21 protein-coding genes and 1 pseudogene are annotated in these 23,082 nt (G+C 68.0%); 15 read left to right on the top strand and 7 right to left on the bottom strand.

Annotated features, from left to right (window positions below; all coding sequences use genetic code 11):
* The first annotated feature begins 23 nt into the window (after positions 1-23).
* A complete protein-coding gene (locus tag ABLE43_RS17710; protein ID WP_348979650.1) occupies positions 24-575 on the top strand; it encodes a hypothetical protein in 552 nt (183 codons plus the stop codon).
* Positions 576-830: 255 nt separating this feature from the next.
* The gene (gene rlxS / locus ABLE43_RS17705) at positions 831-2,792 is read left to right on the top strand and encodes a relaxase/mobilization nuclease RlxS (RefSeq protein WP_348979649.1); all 1,962 of its coding nucleotides are present in this window, start codon (positions 831-833) and stop codon (positions 2,790-2,792) included.
* Positions 2,793-3,149: 357 nt separating this feature from the next.
* Here rlxS and ABLE43_RS17700 read toward each other — a convergent pair whose 3' ends face one another.
* The 6 genes from ABLE43_RS17700 to ABLE43_RS17675 form a co-directional block, all read right to left on the bottom strand.
* Complete coding sequence (locus tag ABLE43_RS17700) at positions 3,150-4,742, bottom strand: phospholipase D-like domain-containing protein (protein WP_348979648.1); 1,593 nt, start codon at positions 4,740-4,742, stop codon at positions 3,150-3,152.
* Between the two features lie 57 nt (positions 4,743-4,799).
* On the bottom strand, positions 4,800-5,042 hold the full coding sequence (locus tag ABLE43_RS17695) for a hypothetical protein (protein WP_348979647.1): 243 nt from the start codon (positions 5,040-5,042) through the stop codon (positions 4,800-4,802).
* A gap of 101 nt (positions 5,043-5,143) precedes the next feature.
* Positions 5,144-7,189 (bottom strand): S8 family peptidase, encoded by a 2,046-nt coding sequence (locus ABLE43_RS17690; protein WP_348979646.1) that lies wholly within the window; start codon positions 7,187-7,189, stop codon positions 5,144-5,146.
* 53 nt (positions 7,190-7,242) lie between these two features.
* Positions 7,243-8,082 (bottom strand): hypothetical protein, encoded by an 840-nt coding sequence (locus ABLE43_RS17685; RefSeq protein WP_348979645.1) that lies wholly within the window; start codon positions 8,080-8,082, stop codon positions 7,243-7,245.
* Between the two features lie 10 nt (positions 8,083-8,092).
* On the bottom strand, positions 8,093-9,073 hold the full coding sequence (locus ABLE43_RS17680) for a hypothetical protein (RefSeq protein WP_348979644.1): 981 nt from the start codon (positions 9,071-9,073) through the stop codon (positions 8,093-8,095).
* A 325-nt stretch (positions 9,074-9,398) separates the two neighbouring features.
* Positions 9,399-9,635, bottom strand: coding sequence for a hypothetical protein (locus ABLE43_RS17675; RefSeq protein WP_348979643.1), 237 nt, complete (start codon positions 9,633-9,635; stop codon positions 9,399-9,401).
* 208 nt (positions 9,636-9,843) lie between these two features.
* On the opposite strand from ABLE43_RS17675, the gene ABLE43_RS17670 reads away from it, so the two are divergent.
* The 13 genes from ABLE43_RS17670 (at position 9,844) to ABLE43_RS17610 (ending at position 21,881) form a co-directional block, all read left to right on the top strand.
* Positions 9,844-11,865, top strand: a complete 2,022-nt coding sequence (locus tag ABLE43_RS17670; RefSeq protein WP_348979642.1) for a conjugal transfer protein TraG — start codon at positions 9,844-9,846, stop codon at positions 11,863-11,865.
* A 1-nt stretch (position 11,866) separates the two neighbouring features.
* Positions 11,867-12,265: a CopG family transcriptional regulator gene (locus ABLE43_RS17665; RefSeq protein ID WP_348979641.1), complete on the top strand. Its 399-nt coding sequence runs from the start codon at positions 11,867-11,869 to the stop codon at positions 12,263-12,265.
* The gene (gene trbB / locus ABLE43_RS17660) at positions 12,265-13,257 is read left to right on the top strand and encodes a P-type conjugative transfer ATPase TrbB (RefSeq protein WP_348979640.1); all 993 of its coding nucleotides are present in this window, start codon (positions 12,265-12,267) and stop codon (positions 13,255-13,257) included. Before ABLE43_RS17665 ends, trbB begins: the two co-directional genes overlap by 1 nt.
* Positions 13,254-13,586 carry a TrbC/VirB2 family type IV secretion system protein gene (locus ABLE43_RS17655; protein ID WP_348979639.1) on the top strand — a complete coding sequence of 111 codons (333 nt, stop codon included), beginning with the start codon at positions 13,254-13,256 and terminating at the stop codon, positions 13,584-13,586. Before trbB ends, ABLE43_RS17655 begins: the two co-directional genes overlap by 4 nt.
* The gene (locus tag ABLE43_RS17650) at positions 13,583-13,867 is read left to right on the top strand and encodes a VirB3 family type IV secretion system protein (RefSeq protein WP_348979638.1); all 285 of its coding nucleotides are present in this window, start codon (positions 13,583-13,585) and stop codon (positions 13,865-13,867) included. Before ABLE43_RS17655 ends, ABLE43_RS17650 begins: the two co-directional genes overlap by 4 nt.
* On the top strand, positions 13,861-16,299 hold the full coding sequence (gene trbE / locus ABLE43_RS17645) for a conjugal transfer protein TrbE (RefSeq protein ID WP_348979637.1): 2,439 nt from the start codon (positions 13,861-13,863) through the stop codon (positions 16,297-16,299). The genes ABLE43_RS17650 and trbE overlap by 7 nt, the downstream gene beginning before the upstream one ends.
* Positions 16,300-16,304: 5 nt before the next feature.
* Positions 16,305-17,051 carry a P-type conjugative transfer protein TrbJ gene (gene trbJ / locus ABLE43_RS17640; RefSeq protein ID WP_348979636.1) on the top strand — a complete coding sequence of 249 codons (747 nt, stop codon included), beginning with the start codon at positions 16,305-16,307 and terminating at the stop codon, positions 17,049-17,051.
* Between the two features lie 114 nt (positions 17,052-17,165).
* Entirely contained in the window at positions 17,166-18,470 is a 1,305-nt protein-coding gene (gene trbL, locus ABLE43_RS17635; RefSeq protein ID WP_348979635.1) for a P-type conjugative transfer protein TrbL, read from the top strand.
* On the top strand, positions 18,470-19,279 hold the full coding sequence (gene trbF, locus ABLE43_RS17630; RefSeq protein ID WP_348979634.1) for a conjugal transfer protein TrbF: 810 nt from the start codon (positions 18,470-18,472) through the stop codon (positions 19,277-19,279). Before trbL ends, trbF begins: the two co-directional genes overlap by 1 nt.
* A complete protein-coding gene (trbG, locus tag ABLE43_RS17625; protein ID WP_348979633.1) occupies positions 19,276-20,229 on the top strand; it encodes a P-type conjugative transfer protein TrbG in 954 nt (317 codons plus the stop codon). Before trbF ends, trbG begins: the two co-directional genes overlap by 4 nt.
* The gene (locus tag ABLE43_RS17620; RefSeq protein WP_348979632.1) at positions 20,226-21,449 is read left to right on the top strand and encodes a TraB/TrbI/VirB10 family type IV secretion system protein; all 1,224 of its coding nucleotides are present in this window, start codon (positions 20,226-20,228) and stop codon (positions 21,447-21,449) included. Before trbG ends, ABLE43_RS17620 begins: the two co-directional genes overlap by 4 nt.
* Before the next feature lies 1 nt (position 21,450).
* On the top strand, positions 21,451-21,681 hold the full coding sequence (locus ABLE43_RS17615; RefSeq protein WP_348979631.1) for a DUF2274 domain-containing protein: 231 nt from the start codon (positions 21,451-21,453) through the stop codon (positions 21,679-21,681).
* Positions 21,678-21,881, top strand: a complete 204-nt coding sequence (locus tag ABLE43_RS17610) for a helix-turn-helix domain-containing protein (RefSeq protein ID WP_331027544.1) — start codon at positions 21,678-21,680, stop codon at positions 21,879-21,881. Before ABLE43_RS17615 ends, ABLE43_RS17610 begins: the two co-directional genes overlap by 4 nt.
* Before the next feature lie 77 nt (positions 21,882-21,958).
* Here the strand turns inward: ABLE43_RS17610 and ABLE43_RS17605 are convergent.
* Positions 21,959-22,909: pseudogene (locus tag ABLE43_RS17605) on the bottom strand (tyrosine-type recombinase/integrase); the annotation flags it as partial.
* Positions 22,910-23,082 lie beyond the last annotated feature (173 nt).

Below are 23,082 nucleotides of genomic sequence, written 5' to 3'. Positions count from 1 at the left end.
GGAGAGGCAAGGGAGGGCTCGTCGTGAAGTCCCAGCATGACGGCTGGCGAAGCGGCTCTCAAGGCCCGCGGGTACCCCCCGATTTGCTCCGCAAATCGGCTCCCCCCGCGTCCGCTTCGCGGCGCCTGCGCTGTCGCTCCGGCGGCCCTGACATCCGCGTCGCCACCCGTCCCGGAGGCCTCGTCCTCGATGGTGGGGACCGCAAGCGGAGACAGGTCATGGCACAGCTGCAATCCATCTCGAACGCGGCCGATCGCGTGATGACGGCACTGGTTTCGGGTCTCGAGCAGGAGTTCGGGCACAGCGCGGGCGCGGCATTGGCGCAGCGTTTCCTTGCTGCCGAAGAGGTCGATTTCCACTGGGATGCGCGCCTGCAGGAGCGCTGGCTCGGCTTTTGCCATGGCAGCGAGGAGGCCGGGATCGAGCTCGACCGGGTGCGTATCCTCGGTCGGATCGACGGGCACTGGTTCGTCGCGGTGATGCTCGTCGACGGCGATGGCAATGCGCACGGCATGTTCGGCAAGCGCCGGTTCGCGCGCGCGGATCGGGCGCGGCGGGCGTTCGCGGATGCATGAGATCGCATCCGTTCGGGGCCGGGATGCGCTGCCGGACAGGCGGCGTGTCCCGGCTTTCTTTTTGCGCCGAGAGGGGGGCAGGCAGGAGGGACAGGGAAGACAAGATAAAGGCAGTGTCTCGCGACACTGCTCAAGTGACTGTCTGCACATCCTTTTTCTACGAGACTTGCCTCTCGGCGCGCGAGACGGGCATGGCTGGAACGGCGGAAAACCGCGCATTCTTGCCCGATTTCGGGAGACTCCGGGAGGCGGGCGGTGAGCGACGACGAGTTCACGCCCAGGCTCGGCAAGTCGAAGGGCAAGGACGGCAAGCGCCTCGTCAGATATGGCGGACGGGTGCTCGCCGCCGCGCGGCTGGCGGGAAGCAAGACCGGCGTGCGGACGCGTCGCTTCGATGGCAGCCGGATCGGCCGCGGGGCGAGCATCGGCCGCCTGCTGTCGAGCCGCGACCGGCTGGCAGGATTTCGGGCGCGCCGCGCGATCGTCAAGACGCGGCTCGTGCGCATGGCCGGGAACGGCTTCGCCGCCGCTCGCGCGCATCTGCGCTATATCCAGCGCGACGGGGTCACGCGGGAGGGAGCGCCGGGCGCGCTGTACGGGCGCGAGACCGACCTCGCCGACGGGAAGGAATTCCTCCAGCGCTGTCGCGACGATCGCCACCAGTTCCGCTTCATCGTCTCGGCCGAGGACGGTGCCGAATATCCCGACCTCAAGCCCTACATCCGGCGGCTGATGGCGCAGGCCGAGCATGACCTCGGCACGAGGCTCGACTGGGTCGCGGTCGACCATTTCAACACCGACCAGCCACACACCCATGTCATGCTGCGCGGCGTCGATGATCGCGGCAAGAATCTCGTCATCGCGCGCGAGTATATCGCTCATGGCTTTCGCGAGCGCGCGGCCGAGCTCGCCACGCTCGACCTCGGCCCGCGCACCGACCGCGAGATCCAGCAGCGGCTGCGGCGCGACGTCGAGCAGGAGCGGCTGACCGCGATCGACCGCCGGCTGCTGCGCCGGATGGACGCCGAGCGCGTCACCAGTCCCACGCACAATGACCCCTTCCAGCAGGCGGTGGCGACCGGGCGCCTACGCAAGCTCGGCGCGATGGGGCTGGCCGAGGATCTCGGGAGCGGCCGCTGGCGGCTCGCCGACGGGCTCGAGGAGACGCTGCGCCGGATGGGCGAGCGCGGCGATATCATCCGGCTGGTGCAGCGCGAGCTGACCGCGCGCCGCCTCGAGCGCACGCCGGCCGATCGCGTCATCGAGGGTGAGCTGAAGGCGCCGATTATCGGGCGCGTCATCAAGCGCGGCTTCTTAGACGAGCATCGCGACCGCCACTATCTGATCGTCGGCGGGGTCGATGGGCGCGTGCACCATCTGGACATCGGCCGCGCGGCGGCGACCGAGCCGACGCCCGAAGGGGCGATCGTGCGTGTCGCGCCGCGCAGCGCCGGCGCGCGCGATGTCGATCGGACCGTTGCGGAGATCGCGCGGGAGAATGGCGGACGCTATTCGGTCGCCCTGCATCTCCGGCACGATCCGAGCGCCAGCCAGGCCTTTGCCGAGACGCACGTCCGCCGGCTCGAGGCGATGCGGCGTGCGGGTGTGGTCGAGCGGCTGTCGGACGGCAGCTGGGACATTGCGGCCGACCATGTCGAGCGGGCGGCCGCGTTCGAGACGCGGCAGCTGCGCGATCATCCGGTGGCGATTGAGATGCTGTCGGCGGCTCCGCTCGAGAGGCTGCATGGGGCGGACGCCGCCACCTGGCTCGACCATGCGATCGCTCGCTCCGAACCCCTGGTGTTGCGCGATACCGGCTTCGGCCGGGAACTGGGCGACGCTCTCGCCGCCCGACGTCAGTGGCTTGTCGAGCAGGAGCTGGCCGAGCCGGAAGGCGACGCCGTCAGACTGAAACGCAATGCGATCGTGCTTCTGCAGCGCCGCGAGCTGCTGCGCATCGCCGGGGAGATCGGGAGCGAGCTTGGCAAGGACTTTGTCGAGGCAGCGCCGGGCGCGCGGATCGAGGGAAGGCTCACGCGGCGTCTCGAGTTGACGAGCGGGCCCCATGCCCTTGTCGAGCGCAGCCGGGAGTTCACCCTAGTGCCATGGCGGCCCGTACTGGAGCGGCACCTCGGCAAGCCGATTGCGGGAATCATGCGAAGCGAAGGGATCAGCTGGCAGCTCGGCAGAGGGCGCGGCGGGCCTCAGATTTCCTGACTTGGAACGGCTGCTTCGCGCCTCAAACTCGGTCGTCGACGGCGCCTCCGAACAGCCCAAAGCGGAACGTCCGGTCTCTGGCTGCGCACGGCGACATCGAGGAAGAACTGCGCGCGATTGGCGGCGAGGGGGCGCAGCCAGCGTCCGCTCGTCATCGGTGCCGCTTCGGGGCGGGCAGCGGCGGCGCCAACGGCGTCATTGGCGAACCGGGGTCAACCGCAGAGCATTCGATCGATGCCAAGCCAGTGTCACCCGCCTTCTCGGGAGCGAGACGTGTCTTGCTTGCCGGTCAGCCCTGGCCCTTCGTTCCGTTCCGCGGACCGCAGGCGACCCCGCGGAGCAGTCGACCCCTAGCGCTCAACCAAAATAGTCGGCCCAGGATACGCGGACCATTCCTCGCGGCGTCGGCTCCTCCGTGCCCGCCACGCGCACCGGCGGTCCGTCGTCGAGCCTGGCGCGGGCGCGATTGTCCCAATCATCAAGAAAGATCGCCTGATAATAGGCGGCGATCTCGGCATCGTGGATGACGATCCCAGCGTCGCGGTTGCGCAACACGCCGTCGCTCGACCAATTGGCGCTGCTCACCAGCACGCGCTCGCCATCGGCGATGATGCCCTTATTATGGACGTTGGTCTGCACGCGGAAGACCCTGGGGTTGAATCCCGCCTCGACCAAGCGGCGGATCTTCTCGGGCGCGCTGTTGTTCCCGACGATGATGCGCAAATCGAGGCCGGGCGCATAGCTCCGCTCGGCGAGGTCGCGCAGCAATTCGGTGAAGCCCCTGTCGCGCTGCGCCGCGCTCCAGGTGATATATGAGAATTGCAGATAGAGGCTGCGTTCCGCGCTTGCGATCAGCTCCCTCACCCGGGCGAGATAATTGTCGGGACTGAGCAGGGGCTGGACTGTGATGGAGCGTGAGGCGCTCGGAAGCGTGGCCGGCGGCGCGGGCTCGGGCACCGCGAGATCGAATGATGGCGCGAACGTCTCGAGCGGGACGAACAGGTCAGGAAAGGCGAGGCGTTCCTCCGCCCCGAGCACGACTCCGGGCGCGCCGGCCTGCTGCTCCGCCTCGGAGCCGTCGCGGTCGTGGCGGATATAGCGTTCGAACAGTTCCGAGAGCGGCTTGTCGTCGACGATGACGTGCCACTCGCGGTTGCCGCGGCTGAACATCGACCGCGCGTCGGCAGGTCGCGCGATCGGGTCGATGTCGGGCTGGCTCTTCCAGCTCCAGTTGCCGCTGGAGAGCCAGAAGGCGCGCGAATCGCGCACGGCGACCTTCTCGTGATAGGCGCTGGCGAAACGCCGCCCGCCGCCGCAGCGCACGATCCAGCCGTCGAGCTTTTGTCCGAGCGCCTGACGCAGCCGCTGGCGCACCGCTGTCTCGGCCGGTGTCATCCCGTCGTCCCAGGTCAGCGTCGTCGGGACGTCGAGCGCGCGGACCGTGTCGATGAAGGTCGCGATCACATGGCCGGCGTTGAAGTCGTACATGGCTGCCGTGAGCCGCTCGCGGGTCCCCAAGAGAAAAGTCTTCAGGACCGGCCAGCCCGCGTCGGGCCCGGCGTGACAGAGGAACTTGCCGGTAACCTCATGCGGCTGATCGATCGGATCGCCGGGCAATCCCTCATAGGTCAGATCCTCGCTCGACAGCTCCGGGAGCAATGCACCGAGCTCGTCGGCCCGTGCGGCCACCTGCCGTTCGGGATCCGCTTGCATCACCGCAACGCGATAGGGGCCGAGCTGACGCGGCGCCCGCTCGCTCGGCAGCAGGTGCGAAATCGACTTCTTTTCGTCGACGAAAACCAGCACCGCCGGCTCTAGCAGGACCTCGCCGTCGACCACCGGAAATCCCGGCTCGGCCGCCACGAAGCCCGGAATCTTCCGCAACGCCTCGGTGTACTGGTCGATCACCTGGCGGACCGCAAAGCGGCTCGCATCATCGAGAATGCGCATGTCGAACCTCGTCGCTGCGGCTGAAGGGGTCGCAGCGAACCGAGCCCGGCAATGGGTCTATTCGACTGCGGGAAGCGCTCGGGAAACGGTGAAGGATTCGATCGCCGGATCGTCGTTGAGCCGCGCGAGCTGGTCCTCGGACACGACCGCCGAGCAGAAGCCCGGCGCCGGCTCGCCGCGCGCCTCGACATAGTCCGGCACGTCCGAGCCCTTGCGCAGCTTGAGGAGCACCAGCAGGTGAGTGATCGCATTGCCGGGCTGCGCGCGGCGCAGCGCGGGGAGACCTTCGAGCTTCTTCAAGGATCCAAAATCGATCGGCATCTGATCCTGCCGCAACAGCCGATTGCAAATATAGGTCTTCGCGTCGGTGCAAGCAATGCGGGCACTCGAAATGCAGGCGCTCAGACATGGGCGCGCCCGAAGCCGTAGCGGGCATCCCATTTCTTGCCCGGGGGCGGATCGCGCTTGACGTTCGCCAGCAGCCGCTTGCGCAAATCCTCGATCGTCAGGCTCGCGCCGGTGCGCAAGGCGTCGGCATAGATCAGGGCGACGAGGCCGGTCACGGCGGGGGCCGCCATGCTCGTTCCCGACTTGCGGATGACGCCGCTGGTCGTCCGCGAGCGCGCGGCGATGACCGCATGACCGGGCGCCGATATTTCCGGCTTGTCGCGCCCGTCGCGGGTCGGGCCGCTGCTCGAGAAGCCGGACAATGGCATGGTCGTCTTGTGGGCGTCGAACGAGCCGACGACGATGGTTTCCTGCCCGGTCGAGATCGAGCCCAGCGTGTGAGTCGGGACCGGCGCGGCGAAGCTCGACTGGGCCCGATCGTTGCGCTCGATCCAGGCATGATAGTCCACTGCCGCAGGACCGAGCGCGGTCAGGCGAACCGTCCAGTCTCCCCCCGCGACGCTGTCCGCCACCCAGATGCCGATGACATTGTCGCCATTGTTCGGGTCCTGGAGGCGATTGGAAATGAAGATGACGACTTCGCTCGAACCGAGCGGAAGGTTCTGGTTCGGCCCGACCAGCCCGAAATTCGTGCCGTCGGGCGCGATCAGCTCGACGCTCAACTGCTGGCCGCCCGGATACCACAATTCGAATTCGCCGCCGCCGAAGGGGCTGTGAGTCCAGACGATGTCGGCGCTTGCCGATCCCGGCACCTGCCCCGAAGTGTGAATATTGTCCTCCTGCGAGTTGCTCGCGGCGATCACCACGGCGCGATTGGGCGCCTCGCGCACCAGCGCGTCGAGCCCCTGCTCGACCAGCGACGTGCCGTCATGCGGTCCGCCGTTGGTGCCGAGGCTTAGATTGACGACGCAGGGACGTGTGCCGGCCTCGTCGAAGATGAACCTGACCGCCTCGAGCAATTGCACCGAATCGCCGAACGCCTGGTTGACCGTGCCCGGCCCGACCCAGCTGATGTCCGAGCTGCTCGCCTCGACGAAGATGATGCTCGCGGCGGGCGCGACTCCCGCCTGGGACGAGCCGCGGCCGTTCCCGGCCGCGATGTCCATGACATGAGTGCCGTGCGAACCGGCCTGGCTGGGCGTGTCGGGCTCAGGGCCATAGCCGAGCGACGAATAGGGGTCGGCGGCGGCGAGCGCGGCATTGATCTTGTCACTGCGATAGAGCCGGCCATAGCCGAACGGGCTGTCCGCCCCGGCGATGCCGCCCTGGTCCCAGATCGCCTCGACCCGCGTCGAGCCGTCCACCGCGCGAAAGTTCATGTGCTCGAAGTCGCAGCCGAAGTCGACGATGCCGATCACCGCTCCCGCGCCGTCCGAGGGATCGAACCCGGTGGGCAATGCAGCCGGCGCGGTGCCCATCGCCTCGATCGTCGCCTTGAGCGCCGGCTGGACCGCCTGCGCCGCCTTGAGGCTGAGCACGCCGGGCGAAGAACGCACCGCTTCGGCGCGATCGAGCGGGATCCGGCCGGTGACGATCCACCCCCCCTTTTCGGATTTGCCGAGCGAGGAGCCCGGGACGACGTCTGGATGCTCGGTCCACGCGGCCCGCGTCTTGACGCGCGCGATCACCGCGACCTCGTCGCTCGCGGTCGAGGCGGTGAACAGGCCCTTCTTGCCCGAACGGCGGTTTGCGATGGCGAGCTGGAGACGGGGATCCATCGCAATGCTCGTTCCGATCGCCATCGGCTGCAGGTCTTCAGGATCCAGCGCGGCGGCGTTGGAGACCTGGGTCGGCAGCATCCCTATCGCTTCCGACGCGACGTTCGCGAGGCCAGGCGTGACGCCCGCGGCAGCGGCGGCGCCGGCACGCTCTTCGATGATCGCCGAGATTGCCGAAATCGCGCCGGCCGACAGCCCGGCAGGCAGGCCCGAACGGCGAACCAGCGCTCCCAGCGCAAAGGCGGCAGGCCCGAAGCGATAGCGCGCGCTTCCGGCGGTGTCGGTGGGAGCGGACTCGGCGATCTTTGGGGGCTTGGCCATGGGGCGACCTCGATTTCAGGAATTGACGGGCAGTATCGCCGCAATGGCGCGTTTCATTTCGGGAGATCTTCCGCGGCTGCGTCGCGCCTGGCCTTCTCCTTGACCAGGTAGGGGGCCAAAGCGACCCACATCACGGTGACGAAGCCGAACAGTGCGGCGCCTTCGGTCGCGTTGATGCCGAGGTTGATCAGCCCTTCGCCGGTGACCCAGTAACCTTTGGTCGCTCCGATCCACAGTAGGAGCGAGATGAGCGCCCCGCCGATCTCGTTCCACGAGGCCTTGCCGTCCTCCTGCGTCGCGAAATAGCGCAGCGCGATGACGAACAGCGCGGTCACGACAATCACCACGAGGAGCATCCTCGGACTATTGCCGGCGATGCTCTGGCCGAGCGGAAACAAGGTCGCCGCCTCGACCGGAAACAACATCGCGACTTGGGTAATGTAGCTCGGAACCGCCGGTTTGGGCCTTTCGGAAGCGGCCGCCGCAAAATTGCCGCCGGCGCGGGCCAGCGCACGCCTCGAGGGAGTGATGCGCAAGGAGCCCACGAGTGCGTCGGAAAGTGACGCCCCGAACGCGACGCGCCCGACGATCGCCGCCAATGTCGCGTTGGCGTGCTCGGCCTCCTCGATGACGGCTTGATTGGCGGCATGGTCGGCATGGTCGGTCCGGTCGGCGAGCGCCTTAACGGCATTGGCCTGGTCAACTGCGGCGCCGCCATTCGGGACATCCCGGCCCGAGAATTTGCCGTCGCACTGTTCAGCAAGGCTGCCGCTCACCCCCGCGCGGTGAAGCAGGAGATTGCGATCGCCTGGATGGCTGGTGCGCATCGCGCGACCAGTGAGGGCGTCGCGAAGTTCAGTGTAGGCCTCGACAACGAGCGCACACGCGACCATGAGAGCCTCCTCAAAGCGGTGGGAAGATAGCGGCGACTTGGCTGAGTATGGAGAATAGCTGCCGACGGTTTTCGCGCGCGATGCGGCGGCGCTCTTCCGCAGTGAACCGGCCGGCGAGCGCGTCGCGCAAGGCGGCATCCGACCTTCTCAGCTCGATCAGCACGCCGCGGAAGGTCTCCAGGCGGAGCCGACGACCAGAGACAAAATCGTCATTCGCGGCAGCAAGCTCGCGCAGCCGCTCGACGCGCTCCGAGAAGTTGAGCCTAGAACGCTCATCCGAATAGGCGCGATTGAGCCCCTGCAGACGAAGGACGACCGCATTGCCGTCCTGGATGCGGTTGAGACGTGTCGCGCTCTCGTCGAGCACATCGATCAGCGCCGTGCTGTCGGTTCGGGCGACGAGGGCACGCACGTCCCGAACCTTGAGTTCGGTTTGCCGCATCGCGTCGAGCGTGCCGATCAGCGCAACCACGGCGGCCGCCCGATCGCTCGTGAGCGGTCCGAGGTCGAGCACATTGTCGCCGGCGATGCGGTTGATGTCGCCGGCCGCAGTGGCGAGTGTTTCGATCGCGGTGCCGATCGATTCCCGCGCGTTTTCGGGTTCCTCTTCGAGAATATCGGCAAGCGAGCCTTGATAGGCGGCAATACCGGCGATGGCAGTGGTCATCGCCTTCAGCCCCTCAGGCGATATAGGCTGCAGGTTGATGGTCTCCTGCCGCGTTGCCGGCACACCGGTAAGATCGCACAAGCCGCGACTGCCATCCCACTCAGCATCCACCGTCAGGGTCGGCACCCAAAGGCAAGAAGGGTCGCTGGCGATGAGAGCGAGCGCGGCCTCGCGACGCCGAGCCTGAAGATCGGTAATATAGGTACGCCCTGCGGCGACCGTGACCTTGGCTTGTGCTGAGAGACTGTTGGCCCGCTCGATGCGCAGTTCGTTGGCTGCGCAAGCGGAAAGCATCAACGGGATAGCAAACGCTGCGAATCGCATAACGCCCCCCTGCGATCATTTAGTTTGTCATAATAACCGGAATTATCAATCGCGAAATGATACGTTCGCTTATTAGAAGGAGTTCTTCGCCTTGCACCTTGCACCATTTTTAGTGGCAAGGATTACCTATTGGATTCAGCGTGTTCGACTGAGCTGGGGGACCAGTCCGGTCAATCCAGCCGTAAATTGTATCGGGGTTCGAGAAGAGCTCGAACATCGCTCGAAGCACATGGTTGGCTTTTCGCGCTGACCGCCACCACAGCGGACCTTCCACTAACGGTCCAACTTCTGAAGATCGCAACGATGGGCGAGCGGTAGAACTTCTCTACTGCCTCGTTGCCACATCACCCTCAGCAAGCGCGTGTCCCGCGAAGAGGTTAGGCTGAACTGCGCGGTCGTTCAGCACCGCGCGGGCATGCTGGGCGGCGCCCACGGCCTGGCGGTAGTGGATTGTGCGGAAACGCTCGGCTTCCTCGAATCCCACCGGCGCCCATTCCTCGCTCGGGTAGCAGGCGTCATAGATCGCGCGCGCAGCCGCACGCAGCTGGAGATCATGCTCCATGCTTAAGCTCCGTTGATATCGAATCGCCGCGTCGCGGCAGGACAACCACTAGAACAAACATAGAACGATACTCAACCCGAATCAGCTTCCCGGTTGAGTTGCGCTCCAAACGTACCTCCGGTCTCCCGAGAGTGACTGATGTTCGGCGGCTCGGCGCGCGATCCTTGAGGCCAAGGCCCGAGCGGTAGTCGCGCGGGCGGAGGTCCGCATGACACCCACCAAGCTTCTTCTCGGCCAGATGCTGGTTGTTGCCTTGATCGTCATCGCTGGCGTTTGGGCGGCGACCCAATGGGCTGCCGCGTGGCTTGGCTACCAGCCCGAGCTCGGCACGCCATGGTTCGAGCTCGGCGACGTGCCCGTCTATCGGCCCTGGTCGATCTTCCCCTGGTGGTTCCAGTTCGACGCCTATGCACCGGTCGTCTTCGACGAAGCCGGAGCGATCGCAGCGGTGAGCGGGCTTGCCGGCTGCGGCACCGCCATCCTGGGGTCGGTATGGCGGGCGCGCCAACATCGCAACGTGACCACCTATGGCTCCGCCCGCTGGGCGAGCAGGCGCGAAATCCGTGCGGCAGGACTGTCGGCCGGCGGCGGTGTGTTCCTCGGTCGCGCGCACGGCCGCTATCTGCGTCACGATGGCCCCGAGCACGTCATGGCCTTCGCACCGACGCGCTCGGGCAAAGGCGTCGGGCTGGTCGTTCCGACCTTGCTCGGCTGGACCGGGTCGACCGTCGTCCACGACATCAAGGGCGAGAACTGGCAGCTGACGTCCGGATGGCGGTTGCGCTTCTCGCATTGCCTGCTGTTCAATCCGACCGATGCGCGATCGGCGCGCTACAACCCCCTGCTCGAGGTCCGGCGCGGCGCCGACGAGGTGCGCGACGTCCAGAACATCGCCGACATCCTCGTCGACCCAGAAGGCGCGCTCGAGCGGCGCAACCATTGGGAGAAGACCAGCCACTCGCTGCTGGTCGGCGCCATCCTTCACATCCTCTACGCCGAGGAAGAGAAGACGCTCGCCCGGGTCGCGACCTTCCTGTCCGACCCCGGGCGCCCTTTCGTCGCGACGCTGCGCGCGATGATGACCACCAATCATATCGGCACTGCCGAAGCACCGATGGTGCATCCGGTCGTCGCTTCCGCCGCGCGCGAGGTCCTCAACAAGTCGGACAACGAGCGCTCGGGCGTGCTCTCGACCGCGATGTCGTTCCTTGGCCTCTATCGCGATCCGACCGTTGCCGCGGTGACCGCGGCCTCGGACTGGCGCGTTGAGGATTTGGTCGCGGCGAAGCATCCGGTCTCGCTCTATCTGGTCGTGCCGCCGTCGGACATCAGCCGCACCAAGCCGCTGATCCGGCTCGTGCTCAACCAGATCGGGCGGCGCCTGACCGAGCACCTGCACGCGGCCGGCGCGCCGGATCGCCACAAGCTGCTGCTGATGCTCGACGAGTTCCCGGCGCTGGGGCGTCTCGACTTCTTCGAGACCAGCCTCGCCTTCCTCGCCGGCTATGGCGTCCGAGCCTTCCTCATAGCCCAGAGCCTCAATCAGATCGAGAAGGCGTATGGCGAGCACAACGCGATCCTCGATAATTGCCATGTCCGCGTGGCGTTCGCGACGAATGACGAACGGACCGCCAAGCGCATCTCCGACGCTCTCGGCACCGCCACCGAGCAGCGCGCCATGCGCAACTATGCGGGGCACCGGCTCGCGCCCTGGCTGGCGCATGTCATGGTCAGCCGCCAGGAGACTGCCCGTGCGCTGCTGACCCCGGGCGAGGTGATGCAGCTGCCGCCCACCGACGAGCTCGTGCTCGTCGCCGGCCATCCACCCGTTCGGGCGCAGAAGCTGCGCTACTTCGAGGACGCATCCTTCAAGCCCCGCCTGCTCCCGCCCCCCGAGCCCGGCGCGCACGGTGCCGCCGACTTGCCGCCCGCGCGGCCGAACGACTGGTACGGACGCGTTCGTCTGATCGACGATCGGCTGACCGCGATCACGAGCGATGACGACGAGGAAGCGGGCGGACTCGAGCAGGCGCGCCATCCTGCGCAGGAGATCGAGCCCGCCGCCTCTGTCGACCTCGCGCCCGCCGATCCGCTCGGGCTGGGCGAGGATGAATCGGACCCGGCGGCAGACAAGCGAGCCCTGGACCGGGCAGCGCAAAGCGCCGTCCGTCGCGCCTACGCCATCGACATGGCCGACAGCCGGCCCGGCAATCTCGAGCTGGACTTCTGAGATGGTCGAGCGCGTCCGCCACCAGCTCTTCTTGCCGAAACCAGTGAGCGACCGGCTCGTGGCGCTTGCGGCGCGCCCGGGCGCCTCCAAATCCGCGATCCTCGCCGATGCGGTGACCGCCTGGCTGAATCGACGCGGCACGTCCGAGCTGGAGGATCGCTTCGCGCTCCGTCTCGAACGGATATCGAGCGCTCTGGCTCGGATCGAGCGCGACGGCGATGTCGTGCTCGAGACGCTGGCGCTGTTCATCCGGTTCGAGCTCGCCGTCCAGGCCCCCCTTGCCGAGAACGACCATGTCGGCCGCGCCTTGGCGCGCGAGCGCTTCGACGCGTTCGTCACCCAAGTCGGCCGCGCTGTCGCGAGCGGGCGACGCACGCTTCTCCCGAAGGCGGACGGCTGATGGCTGGCACGCCTTCCGCCGACCGGCAGCGCGCGATGCTGCGCACCGCCATGGGTCCCGACATCGCTGCGGCGCTTTCCGATCCGCTGGTCCTCGAGATCATGGTCAATCCCGATGGGTCGTTGCGCCTCGACCGCCTCGGGGAGGGCCGGGTTGATACCGGAATCTTCATCGGCGCCGCGCAGGCAGAACGCATCATCCGCCTCGTCGCGAGCCATGCGCGCACCGAGGTGCACGCCGGGCAGCCGATCATCTCGGCCGAGCTGCCGCCGCATCGCGAAGGCTATGCGGGCGAACGCTTCGAAGGGGTGCTGCCGCCGGTCTCGTCCGGCCCCTGCTTCTCGATCCGCAAGCCTGCGCAGCGCCTCTACACCCTCGACGACTATGTCGCCGACGGCTTCATGGACGCGGCTACGGCGGACGCGCTGCGCGCGGCGGTCACCCAGCGGTTCAATATCCTGGTCGCGGGCGGTACGAGCTCGGGCAAGACCACGCTCGCCAATGCCCTGCTCGCCGAGATGGGCTGGGTCGATGCCCGCATCATCCTGATCGAGGACACACGCGAGCTGCAGAGCCCGGCGCCGGACACGGTGGCGCTCCGCACCCGGCCGGGCGCCGTCTCGATGGCCGATCTCGTCCGCTCGACTCTTCGTCTCCGGCCCGACCGGATCATTGTCGGCGAGGTGAGAGGGCCCGAGGCGCTCGATATGCTCAAGGCCTGGAACACCGGGCACCCCGGCGGCATCGCCACCGTCCACGCGAACTCCGCCGAAGCCGCCCTCTACCGCATCGAGCAGCTCGTGCAGGAAGCGGTGGTCACCGTACCCCGCCGGCTCATCGCCGAAGCCATCGATCTCGTCGTCTTCATCGCCGGACGCGGTGCCCATCGCCGCGTCGACACGATCGCGCGCGTCGTCCGCGTCGATCCGGACACCGGCGCCTACGCGCTCGCCCCCTTCCGCCCCGCCCCAGCCAAGGAGCTTAACCCATGAAGATTTCCCCGATCCCGCGCGCCGGCGCAGGTCCGATCCTCGCCGTTGCGGCCATCGCTGCCTGTGCCGCGACCCGTGTCTATGCCGCCGGCACGGGCATGCCCTGGGAAGAGCCGCTCCAGCAGGTGCTAGAGTCGGTCCAGGGGCCCGTCGCCAAGATCGTGGCGGTGATCATCATCATCGTCACCGGTCTTACCCTCGCCTTCGGCGAGACCGCGGGCGGGTTCAGGAGGCTCATCCAGATCGTCTTCGGCCTGTCGATCGCGTTCGCCGCCTCGAGCTTCTTCCTCTCCTTCTTCTCGTTCGGCGGCGGAGCGTTGGTCGCGTGAACGGTGCAAGCTCCCTCAGCGCCCGGCACATCGACGGCTTCGAGGCGCCGCTGCACCGCGCGCTCGCCGAGCCGATCCTGCTCGGCGGCGCGCCACGCGCCATTGCCATTATCAACGGCACGGTCGCGGCGGCGCTCGGCCTCGGGCTCCAGCAATGGATCGCCGGGCTGATGGTCTGGGCCTTCGGCCATACGATCGCGGTGTTCGCGGCGAAACGCGACCCCGACTTCGCCGCGGTGCTGGTCCGGCACGTCCGGCAGCGGGGGTATCTCGCATGCTAGCCCTTGGCGAATATCGCTCGCGGGCCGACCGGCTCGCCGATCACCTGCCCTGGGCGGCGCTGGTCGCGCCGGGCGTCGTCCTCAACAAGGACGGCAGCTTCCAGCGCACGCTGCGCTTCCGCGGTCCCGATCTCGAGTCCGCCACCGAAGCTGAGCTGGTCTCGACCTGTGCGCGCGCGAACAATGTGCTCAAGCGGTTCGGCTCGGGCTGGGCGCTGCACATCGAGGCCGAACGGCACGAGGCGCTCGGCTATCCTGGGAGCAGCTTCCCCGATCCTGCGTCGTGGCTGGTCGACCAGGAACGACGCGCCGCCTTCGAAGCGGCGGGCGCGCATTTCGAGAGCCGATATTATCTGACGCTGACCTTCCTGCCGCCGCCCGACCAGATCGACAGGGTCAGCCGGGCGCTGGTCGAGCGCGAGGATGACCGGCGGGACCGCGACTGGCGGGAGGCACTCGCCGGCTTCGTCGCGGAGACCGACCGCGCGCTCGACCTGCTCTCCGGCTTCATGCCCGAGATCGTCGCGCTCGACGATGTCGCGACGCTCACCTTCCTCCACGGCAGGATCTCGACACGACGTCATCCGGTCGCCCCGCCGGAGACGCCCATGTATCTCGACGGGCTGCTCGCCGACACGCCGCTGATTGGCGGGCTCGAGCCGCAGCTGGGCGACCGGCATCTGCGCACGCTCACCATTCTCGGCTTCCCGGGCTTCAGCCGGCCCGGGATCCTCGACGCGCTCAACCATCAGGACTTCGGCTATCGTTGGGTCACGCGGTTCATCGCGCTCGACAAGACCGACGCGACCAGGTCGCTCACGCGGCTTCGCCGTCAATGGTTCAACAAGCGCAAGTCCGTGACCGCGCTACTGCGCGAGGTGATCTACAACCAGCCGGTACAGCTGCTCGACAGCGACGCCGACAATAAGATGGTCGATGCCGACCTCGCGCTGCAGGCGCTCGGCGGCGATCACGTCGCGTTCGGATACCTCACCACCACGATCACGGTCGCCGATCCGGATCGTGCGCGGGTGGAGGAGAAGGTCCGCGGCGTCGAGCGCATCGTCAACGGTCTCGGCTTCACCTGCATCCGCGAGCGCCTGAACGCGGTCGAGGCCTGGCTCTCGAGCCTGCCGGGGCATGTCTATGCGAATGTCCGCCAGCCGCTCGTCCACACGCTCAACCTCGCCCATCTGATGCCGCTGTCGAGCGTCTGGGCGGGCCCGGCGCGCAACGAACATCTCGACGGTCCGCCCCTGCTCTATGCCGAGACCAGCGGCTCGACGCCGTTTCGCCTCTCCACCCATGTCGGCGACGTCGGCCATATGATGATCGTGGGACCGACCGGCGCCGGCAAGTCGGTCCTGCTGGCGCTGATCGCGCTCCAGTTCCGTCGCTATCCGGAAAACCAGATCTACATCTTCGACATGGGACGCTCGGCCCGCGCCGCGACGCTGGCGATGGGCGGCGCGCATCACGGACTCGGGCTCGGCGGCGACGCCGGCGAGACGATCGCCTTCCAGCCACTCCGGCATATCGATCGCCCCGACGAGCGGGCCTGGGCCGCGACTTGGATCGACGCGCTGCTCACGCACGAGAAGGTGGCCGTCACACCCGAGGTGAAGGAGGCCATCTGGTCCGCGCTGACCAGCCTCGCGACCGCGCCTGTGGAGGAGCGGACGCTGACCGGCCTTGGCCTGCTGCTCCAGTCGGCGGCGCTTCGCTCCGCGCTCGCCCCATACACGCTGGAAGGCCCGTTCGGCGGGCTGCTCGATGCCGCGGAGGACGATCTGGCGCTCGCCGATGTCCAGTGCTTCGAGACCGAGGCGCTGATGGCGTCCGGGAGCGTGGTGGCGCCGGTGCTCACCTATCTGTTCCACCGCCTCGAGCAACGCTTCACCGGGCGGCCAACATTGCTGATCCTCGATGAAGCGTGGAAGTTCCTCGATCATCCCCTGTTCGCGGCCCGGATCCGCGAATGGCTGAAGACGCTGCGCAAGAAGAATGTCGCGGTCGTGTTCGCGAGCCAGGGCCTCGCCGACATCGCCGACAGCGGTATCGCGCCCGCTATCATCGAGAGCTGTCCGCAGCGCATATTGCTGCCCAACGATCGCGCCATCGAGCCACAGGGCCGCGCCGCCTATGCGCGGTTCGGGCTGAACGATCGCCAGGTCGAGCTGGTCAGCCGCGCCACTTCGAAGCGGCAATATTATCTCCAGTCCGCGCGCGGCAACCGCCTGTTCGAGCTGCGCCTTGGTCCAGTCGCGCTGGCGCTGTGCGGATCCTCCGACCCCGCTGCCCAGCAGCGCATCGACGCGCTGCTCGCCGAACACGGCCCAGCCGATTTCATCGCCCGGTTCCTCGGCGAGGGCGGCCTCGAATGGGTGCCCGAGATCCTCGACCAGTTCCCCGATCCCCAAGCGAAGGAGTGACCCCCATGCGTATCCTTGCCCGCAAACACCTGATCGCCACCGCGCTCGCGCTCGGTGCCGCCGGATCGCTGGCGATGGCCTCGATGACCGCCAGTCCGGCGCACGCGCAGATTACGGTGTTCGATCCCGGCAACTACAGCCAGAATATCCTGACCGCGGCGCGCACGCTCCAGCAGATCAACAACCAGATCCAGTCGCTCCAGAACGAAGCGACGATGATCCTCAACCAATCGAGGAACCTCAGCCGGATCGGCTTCCCCGAGCTCGACCGGTTGCGCCAGGCGCTGCAGGACATCGACCGGTTGATGCGGCAGGCGCAGGGCATCGATTTCCGCGTCGACCAGCTCGATGAGCGTTTTCGCCAGCTCTTCCCGAAGGATTTCGATCAGGCGCTGCGTCGCGACCAGTTGGTGCAGGCTGCTCGCGGTCGGCTCGACAACAGCATGGCCGCCTTCCGCCACACCATGACGGTCCAGGCGCAGGTGGTCGAGAATGTCCGCACCGACATGGGCGAGCTCGATGCCATCCTCGCCAGGAGCCAGGGTGCCGAAGGCTCGCTGCAGGCTGCCCAGGCGACCAACCAGCTGCTCGCGCTGACCGCCAAGCAGCAGTTCCAGCTCCAGCAGCTGATGGCCGCGCAGTTCCGCAGCGAGGCCGTCGAGCAGGCACGCCACGTCCAGGAGAGCGCCGCGGCGCGCGCCGCGACGAGGCGGTTCCTCGGCACCGGCCGGGCCTACACGCCGCAGCAATAGCGAGACCGGTCGCGGCGGCATCAGCCCCCGGCCGCCGCTGCCGCAGCCCGCGGGGCCCCGGTCCCAGCTCCCCTCACCGGGGCCCCGCGGCACCATGCATCCAAGGACAAGCCCGTGAACGATCTCAGCGTGATCGACCGCTTCATGCAGGCCTTCAGCCGCTACATCGACAGCGGGTTCGGCCTGCTCGGTCCCGATGTCGGCTTCCTGACATCGGTGCTGATCGGCATCGACATCACGCTTGCCGGCCTGTTCTGGGCGATGGGCGGCGAGGACGATGTCATCGGCCGCTTCCTCAAGAAGATCCTCTACGTCGGCGTGTTCGCGCTGATCCTCAATCGCTTCTCGACGCTCGCCGACATCATCTTCCGATCGTTCGCGCAGGCCGGGCTGACCGCAGGCGGCGGCACGCTCGCCGCCGACGACCTGCTGCGTCCCGGACGTGTTGCCGGCACGGGCTTCGAGGCCGCCTGGCCGCTGCTCGACCAGGCGAGCGACATGCTCGGGTTCACGACCTTCTTCGACAATTTCCTGACGATCATGGTGCTGCTGATCGCGTGGGTGGTCGTGATCGTCGCCTTCTTCATCCTCGCGGTGCAGATGTTCGTCTGCATCCTCGAGTTCAAGCTGACGACGCTCGCCGGGTTCGTCCTTGTGCCGTTCGCGCTCTGGAACCGGACGAGCTTCCTCGCCGAGCGCGTGCTCGGCAACGTCATCGCCTCAGGCATCAAGGTGATGGTGCTCGCGGTCGTCGTCGGCATCGGCTCCAATTTCTTCAGCGAGTTCACTGCCGCGCTGCAGGGGCAGGAGCCGGATATCGGCGCTGCGATGAGCCTGGTGCTCGCAAGCCTCGCGCTGTTCGGCCTCGGCATCTTCGGCCCCGGGATCGCCTCGGGGCTCGTGTCCGGCGCGCCGCAGCTCGGCGCCGGCTCGGCCGTCGCAACCACGGCGCTGACCGCCGGGGGACTCGCGATCGCCGGCGGCGCGGGCGTTGCGGTGGCCAGGGGCGTTGCCGGCGCCGGGCTCGGCGCGATCCGCGCCGGAACCGCGATGGGATCGGCCGCGTCGACTGCATACAAGCTCGGCCAGGAGACGTCGGGCTCGACCTCCGTCGCCGCCGGGATGGGCGGCGTCGCGACCGCCGCCCGGGGCGCTCTCGCGCAGCGCATGGGCGACGCATTCGGGGTTCGTGCCGCTGCGAGCCAGGGCCAGCGCGCTGCCTGGAACGCCGGCACCACCAGCGCGCAAGCCAACCCCGGGGATGCGCCGGCTTCTGCGTCTAACGCCATGCCGGGTTGGGCGCGCGACCTCCAGAACACGCAATCCCGCCGTCAGCTTCGCCAAACCGCGATCCATTCCCTCCAGGGTGCGGATCGCGGCGGCGGCGGCGCGACACCCGACATCAAGGAGAAGGAGTGATGCGCTTCAAACGTGCCGTCCAGCGTTACGGACGAACCGACCCGCCCGAGACGCCCTACCAGCGGGCCGGCCAGCTATGGGACGAGCGGATCGGCTCCGCTCGCGTCCAGGCCCGCAACTGGCGGCTGATGGCGTTCGGCGGGCTCTCGCTGACGGCAAGCCTGTCGGGCGCGCTGGTGTGGCAATCGATGCAAAGCCGGGTCGTCCCCTATGTCGTCGAGGTCGACAAGCTCGGCCAGGCGCAGGCGGTCGCCGCCGCCGCCACCGAATATCGACCGACCGATCCGCAGATCGCGTGGTTCCTCGCCCGCTTCATTGCCGACATCCGGGGACGATCGCTCGATGCCGTGCTGATGCGCGAGAACTGGCTCCGGGCCTATGACTTCGCCTCGAAGCGCGGCGCGATCTTCCTCAGCGAATATGCCCGCTCGGCCAATCCCTTCGCCGATGTCGGCGACAAGACGGTGTCGGTCCAGGTGACGAGCGTCGTGCGCGCCTCCGAGACGAGCTTCCAGGTGAAGTGGTCCGAGCGCGCCTATGAGCGCGGAAGCCTCACCGGGACATCGCGCTGGACCGCGATCGTCACCGTCCTGCTGAGAACGCCGCGCGACGCCGACACGCTCCGCAGGAATCCGCTCGGCCTCTACGTCGACGCCATCGACTGGAGCCGGGAGCTCGAGACGTCGGCCGATCATCCGCCGGCCACGCCGGCACCGGCCCCGAATCCGCCCGCCAACGTGCCGAGCGGCTCGCCCCTCGATCCGAATCTTGGCCAGCCCGACCAGACCCAACCGGAGATACGCCCATGAACCGCATCCTCATCGCGGCAAGCGCGCTCGTCGCGGCGCCTTCCTTCGCGCAAACGCCGCCGCTCCCGCCAGTGCAGGCCGCCGCAACCAGCCGCGACCCCGCGGCTCCCGCCGCGAAGCCCATGCCGCCGGCCATGCCCGAGGCGGCGACGACACCCCGGCACCGCCGCCAGCCGTCCCGCGCGGAGCTCCGGGTCCGCGCGGCGAATGCCAAGGCGATCCAGGAGCCGAGGGCCCCGGCCTTCGTCAACGCCGTGCAGGTCTATCCCTATGGCGAAGGTGTCCTGTACCGCCTCTTCGCGGCCCCCGAGAACGTGACCGACATCGCCCTGCAGCCCGGCGAGGCTATCATCTCCGTCGCGGCCGGCGATACCGCGCGGTGGACGGTTGGCGACACGACCAGCGGCGCCGGCGAGACCAAGCGGGTCCATATCCTCGTGAAGCCGTTCGCCGCCGGCCTCTCCACCAACCTCGTCATCACTACCGACCGGCGCGCCTATCACCTACAGCTCGAGAGCACCTCGGCCACGGCGATGGCCGCTCTGTCCTGGACCTATCCGCAAGACGAGTTGATCGCCATCCGCCGCCAGCAAGAGGCGGCGGAGGCGGCAAGGCCGGTTGCCGTCGGCCTCGCGATCGAGCAGCTCCATTTCGGCTATGCCATCACGGGCGACAAGCCCGGCTGGCGGCCACTACGCGCCTTCGACGATGGCCGGCAGACGTTCATCGAGCTCCCGGCAAGCATCGGCGTCGGCGAAGCGCCGCCGCTGTTCGTGATCGGCGCGCAGGGAGAGGCGCAGCTCGTCAATTACCGCATGTCCGGTCGCTTCTACGTGGTCGACCGCCTGTTCGACATCGCGGAGCTGCGCCTCGGCGCCAGGAAGCAGGCCGTGGTGCGCATCACCCGGACCGGCGCTGACCGGCACCGGCGGGAGCGGAGGGCCTCATGAGCGACGCCACGCCGGCTCCGGCCGTCCCGCCCAAGGAGGATCCCGAAACGCTGGTGCTGCGCGGCCGGCCCGCCCGGATCATCCGCTTTCGCCGCGGCGCGATCATCGCCATCGCAGCGCTGGCGTCGACCGCGGTCGTCGGCGTGACCTGGGTTGCGCTCAAGCCGGCGGCATTCCGTGTCGTCGCCGGCGCCGACGACCAGAAGGACATCGCGAGTCGCGGCCCCGAAGATGTCCTCGCTGGCGCCCCCAGGAGCTATGGCGACGTGCCGAAGCTCGGGCCGCCGCTGCCGGGCGATCTCGGCCGACCGATCCTGCGCCGCCAGGAGGCGCTCGGCGCGGTGCCGCCGGCGGGCTCCGCGGACCAGGCGGCGCAGGCGGCCGAGGCCGAGCGGCAGCGCGTCGCCGCCGAGCACAAGGCGGCCCGGGAATCCGGTATCCTGATGCAGCTCGCCACTCCCCAACGGGCGACGGCCGGCGACGCATCCGCAGCTGCGAACCCGGCCGCCGGTCCGGCGCCGATGGGGCCACCCGCGACGATGCCCCTCGATCCCGTGCGCGATCCAGGCGGCCAGCAGCGCAAGGCAGCGTTCCTCGCGGACAAGGATGCGACCGGCGACATCAACCCGCACGCGCTGATCGCCCCGGCCGCGCCCTACATGCTGACCGCGGGCAGCATCATCGCGGCCAGCCTGATCACCGGCCTCAATTCCGACCTGCCCGGCCTCGTCACCGCGCAGGTGACCGAGAACGCCTATGACAGCGTCACCGGTCGCATCCTGCTGATCCCGCAGGGCGCGCGCCTGATCGGCAGCTACGACAGCGTCGTCGCCTTCGGGCAGAAGCGGGCGCTGGTCGTGTGGCAACGCATCGTGCTGCCGAACGGCAGCTCGATCCGGATCGACAATCTGCCGGCGACCGACCTGGCGGGCTATGCTGGTCTCGCCGACGAGGTCGACGGCCACACCTGGCAGCTGCTCAAGGGGGTGGCGCTGTCGACGCTGCTCGGCGTCGGCACCGAACTCAGCCTGGGCGACGAGAGCGATCTGGTCCGCGCGATCCGCGAATCGACCCAGCAAGGCACGTCCCGTGCCGGCGACCAGATCGTCACGAAGAACCTCAACATCCAGCCGACCATCAAGGTCCGGCCAGGCTGGCCGCTGCGCGTGGTGGTGCACAAGGACATCCTCCTCGCGCCCTGGCCCGGACAGGAGCGATAGCATGCCCGATCTCAAGCTCGCGAAGCTGCCGGACCGCACGCCGGTCAAGCTCGGCATTTCGCTGATGCCAGACCTCAACCAGGCGCTCTGCGACTATGCGGCTCTCTACGCGCAGGCCTATGGGCGGGAGGAGGCGGTCGTGGATCTCATTCCCGCGATGCTCGCCGCCTTCCTCGAAAGCGACCGGAGCTTCGTGCGCGAGCGCGACGCACGGCTGCGGGGGCAGAAATGATCGAGCGGGCCTGGGAGCAGAAGATCGAGCCGCTGACCGTGCGCATCTCGACCGCGGTGCGGATAACCGGTCTCAGCCGGTCCCGCGTCTACGAGCTGATCCAGTCGGGCGATCTCGAGACGGTGAAGGTGGGTAGGGCGACGCTCATCCAATATGGCAGCCTCAAGGCCCTCGTCGGGTGCTCCAGGCAACCGGGTTGAGGCCCTGTCCCCCCTGTCAATCGGCCCGTACCTCGCGGGACATGGACCGGATCCATGCCCCGCAGGGTGCAGGCAGCCTATCGCCTCGGCCGGCCGCGAGGGCGCCCGGCCCTTGATCCGCGCACCTTCGATTTGCCGGAAGTCGCTTTCGCAGGCCTCGGCGCCTCCGCGGCGTCGCGCAGACCGTCGAGATAATCCGACCAGTGCTGCATCATCGCGACGCGCTCCTCCCAATATTCGCCGCGCGCATAGGCGCGACGGACCGCCGACATGTCCTGATGCGCGAGCTGCCGCTCGATCGCGTCGGGGTGCCACCGGCCCATCTCGTTGAGCAATGTCGCCGCCATCGCCCGGAACCCGTGCGCGGTCATTTCGCCGGTCTCATAGCCGAGCCGGCGCAGCGCCTGGTTGACCCCGTTCTCGGACATGGGCTTCCTCGGCCGTCCCATGCACGGGAAGAGATGCTGGCGATGCCCGGTGATCTCGCGCAGCTCCTCGATCATCTCGAGCACCTGGCGGGATAGCGGCACCCTGTGTGGCCGCCGCATCTTCATCCGCTCGGCAGGAATCGACCAGATCGCCTTCTCGACATCGATCTCTCTCCATTCGGCCTGGCGCAGCTCGCCCGGCCGGACGAAAAGGTGCGGCGATAGCCGCATGGCCATGCGCGTGACGGCCTGGCCGGTGTAGCCATCCATCGTCTTGAGCAGGATGCCGACCTCCTGCGGATCGGTGATGGCCGCGTGATGCGTGGTCCTGGGCGTGGTCAGCGCGCCGCGCAGGTCGGCCGCCACGTCCCGGTCGCAGCGCGCGGTCGCGATGCCGTAGCGAAATATCCGGCTGAGAACGCTGCGCATGCGGCGGGCGCTTTCGAACCGGCCCCCGGCTTCGACCTTGCGCAGGACCAGCAGCGCTTCGGTGGGGGTGATGGAATCGATCGGATGCGAGCCGATCAGCGGATAGGCCATGCCCAGCAGCCAGCGGATCTTGCCGATCGTGGTCTCCGTGCGGCCTTCCCGCTCGCACTTGGTGTGGATCGGCGTGGAAAAGGGACCCCGGTAGCGGGGTGATCGGCGTTGAAAAAGGACCCCTCATCCCGGTGGTCTAGGCTGTTCGCTTGGCGGTGTGTCAGGCGGCGAGATCGGGATGCTGGTATTGGAGACGGTGTTGAGGATCCGGCGCGAGCACGCGTCGGGGAAGG

The sequence above is a fragment of the Sphingomonas silueang genome, from assembly GCF_040049155.1.
Classification (GTDB): domain Bacteria; phylum Pseudomonadota; class Alphaproteobacteria; order Sphingomonadales; family Sphingomonadaceae; genus Sphingomonas; species Sphingomonas silueang.
This window is presented reverse-complemented; position numbering and strand designations above follow the sequence as displayed.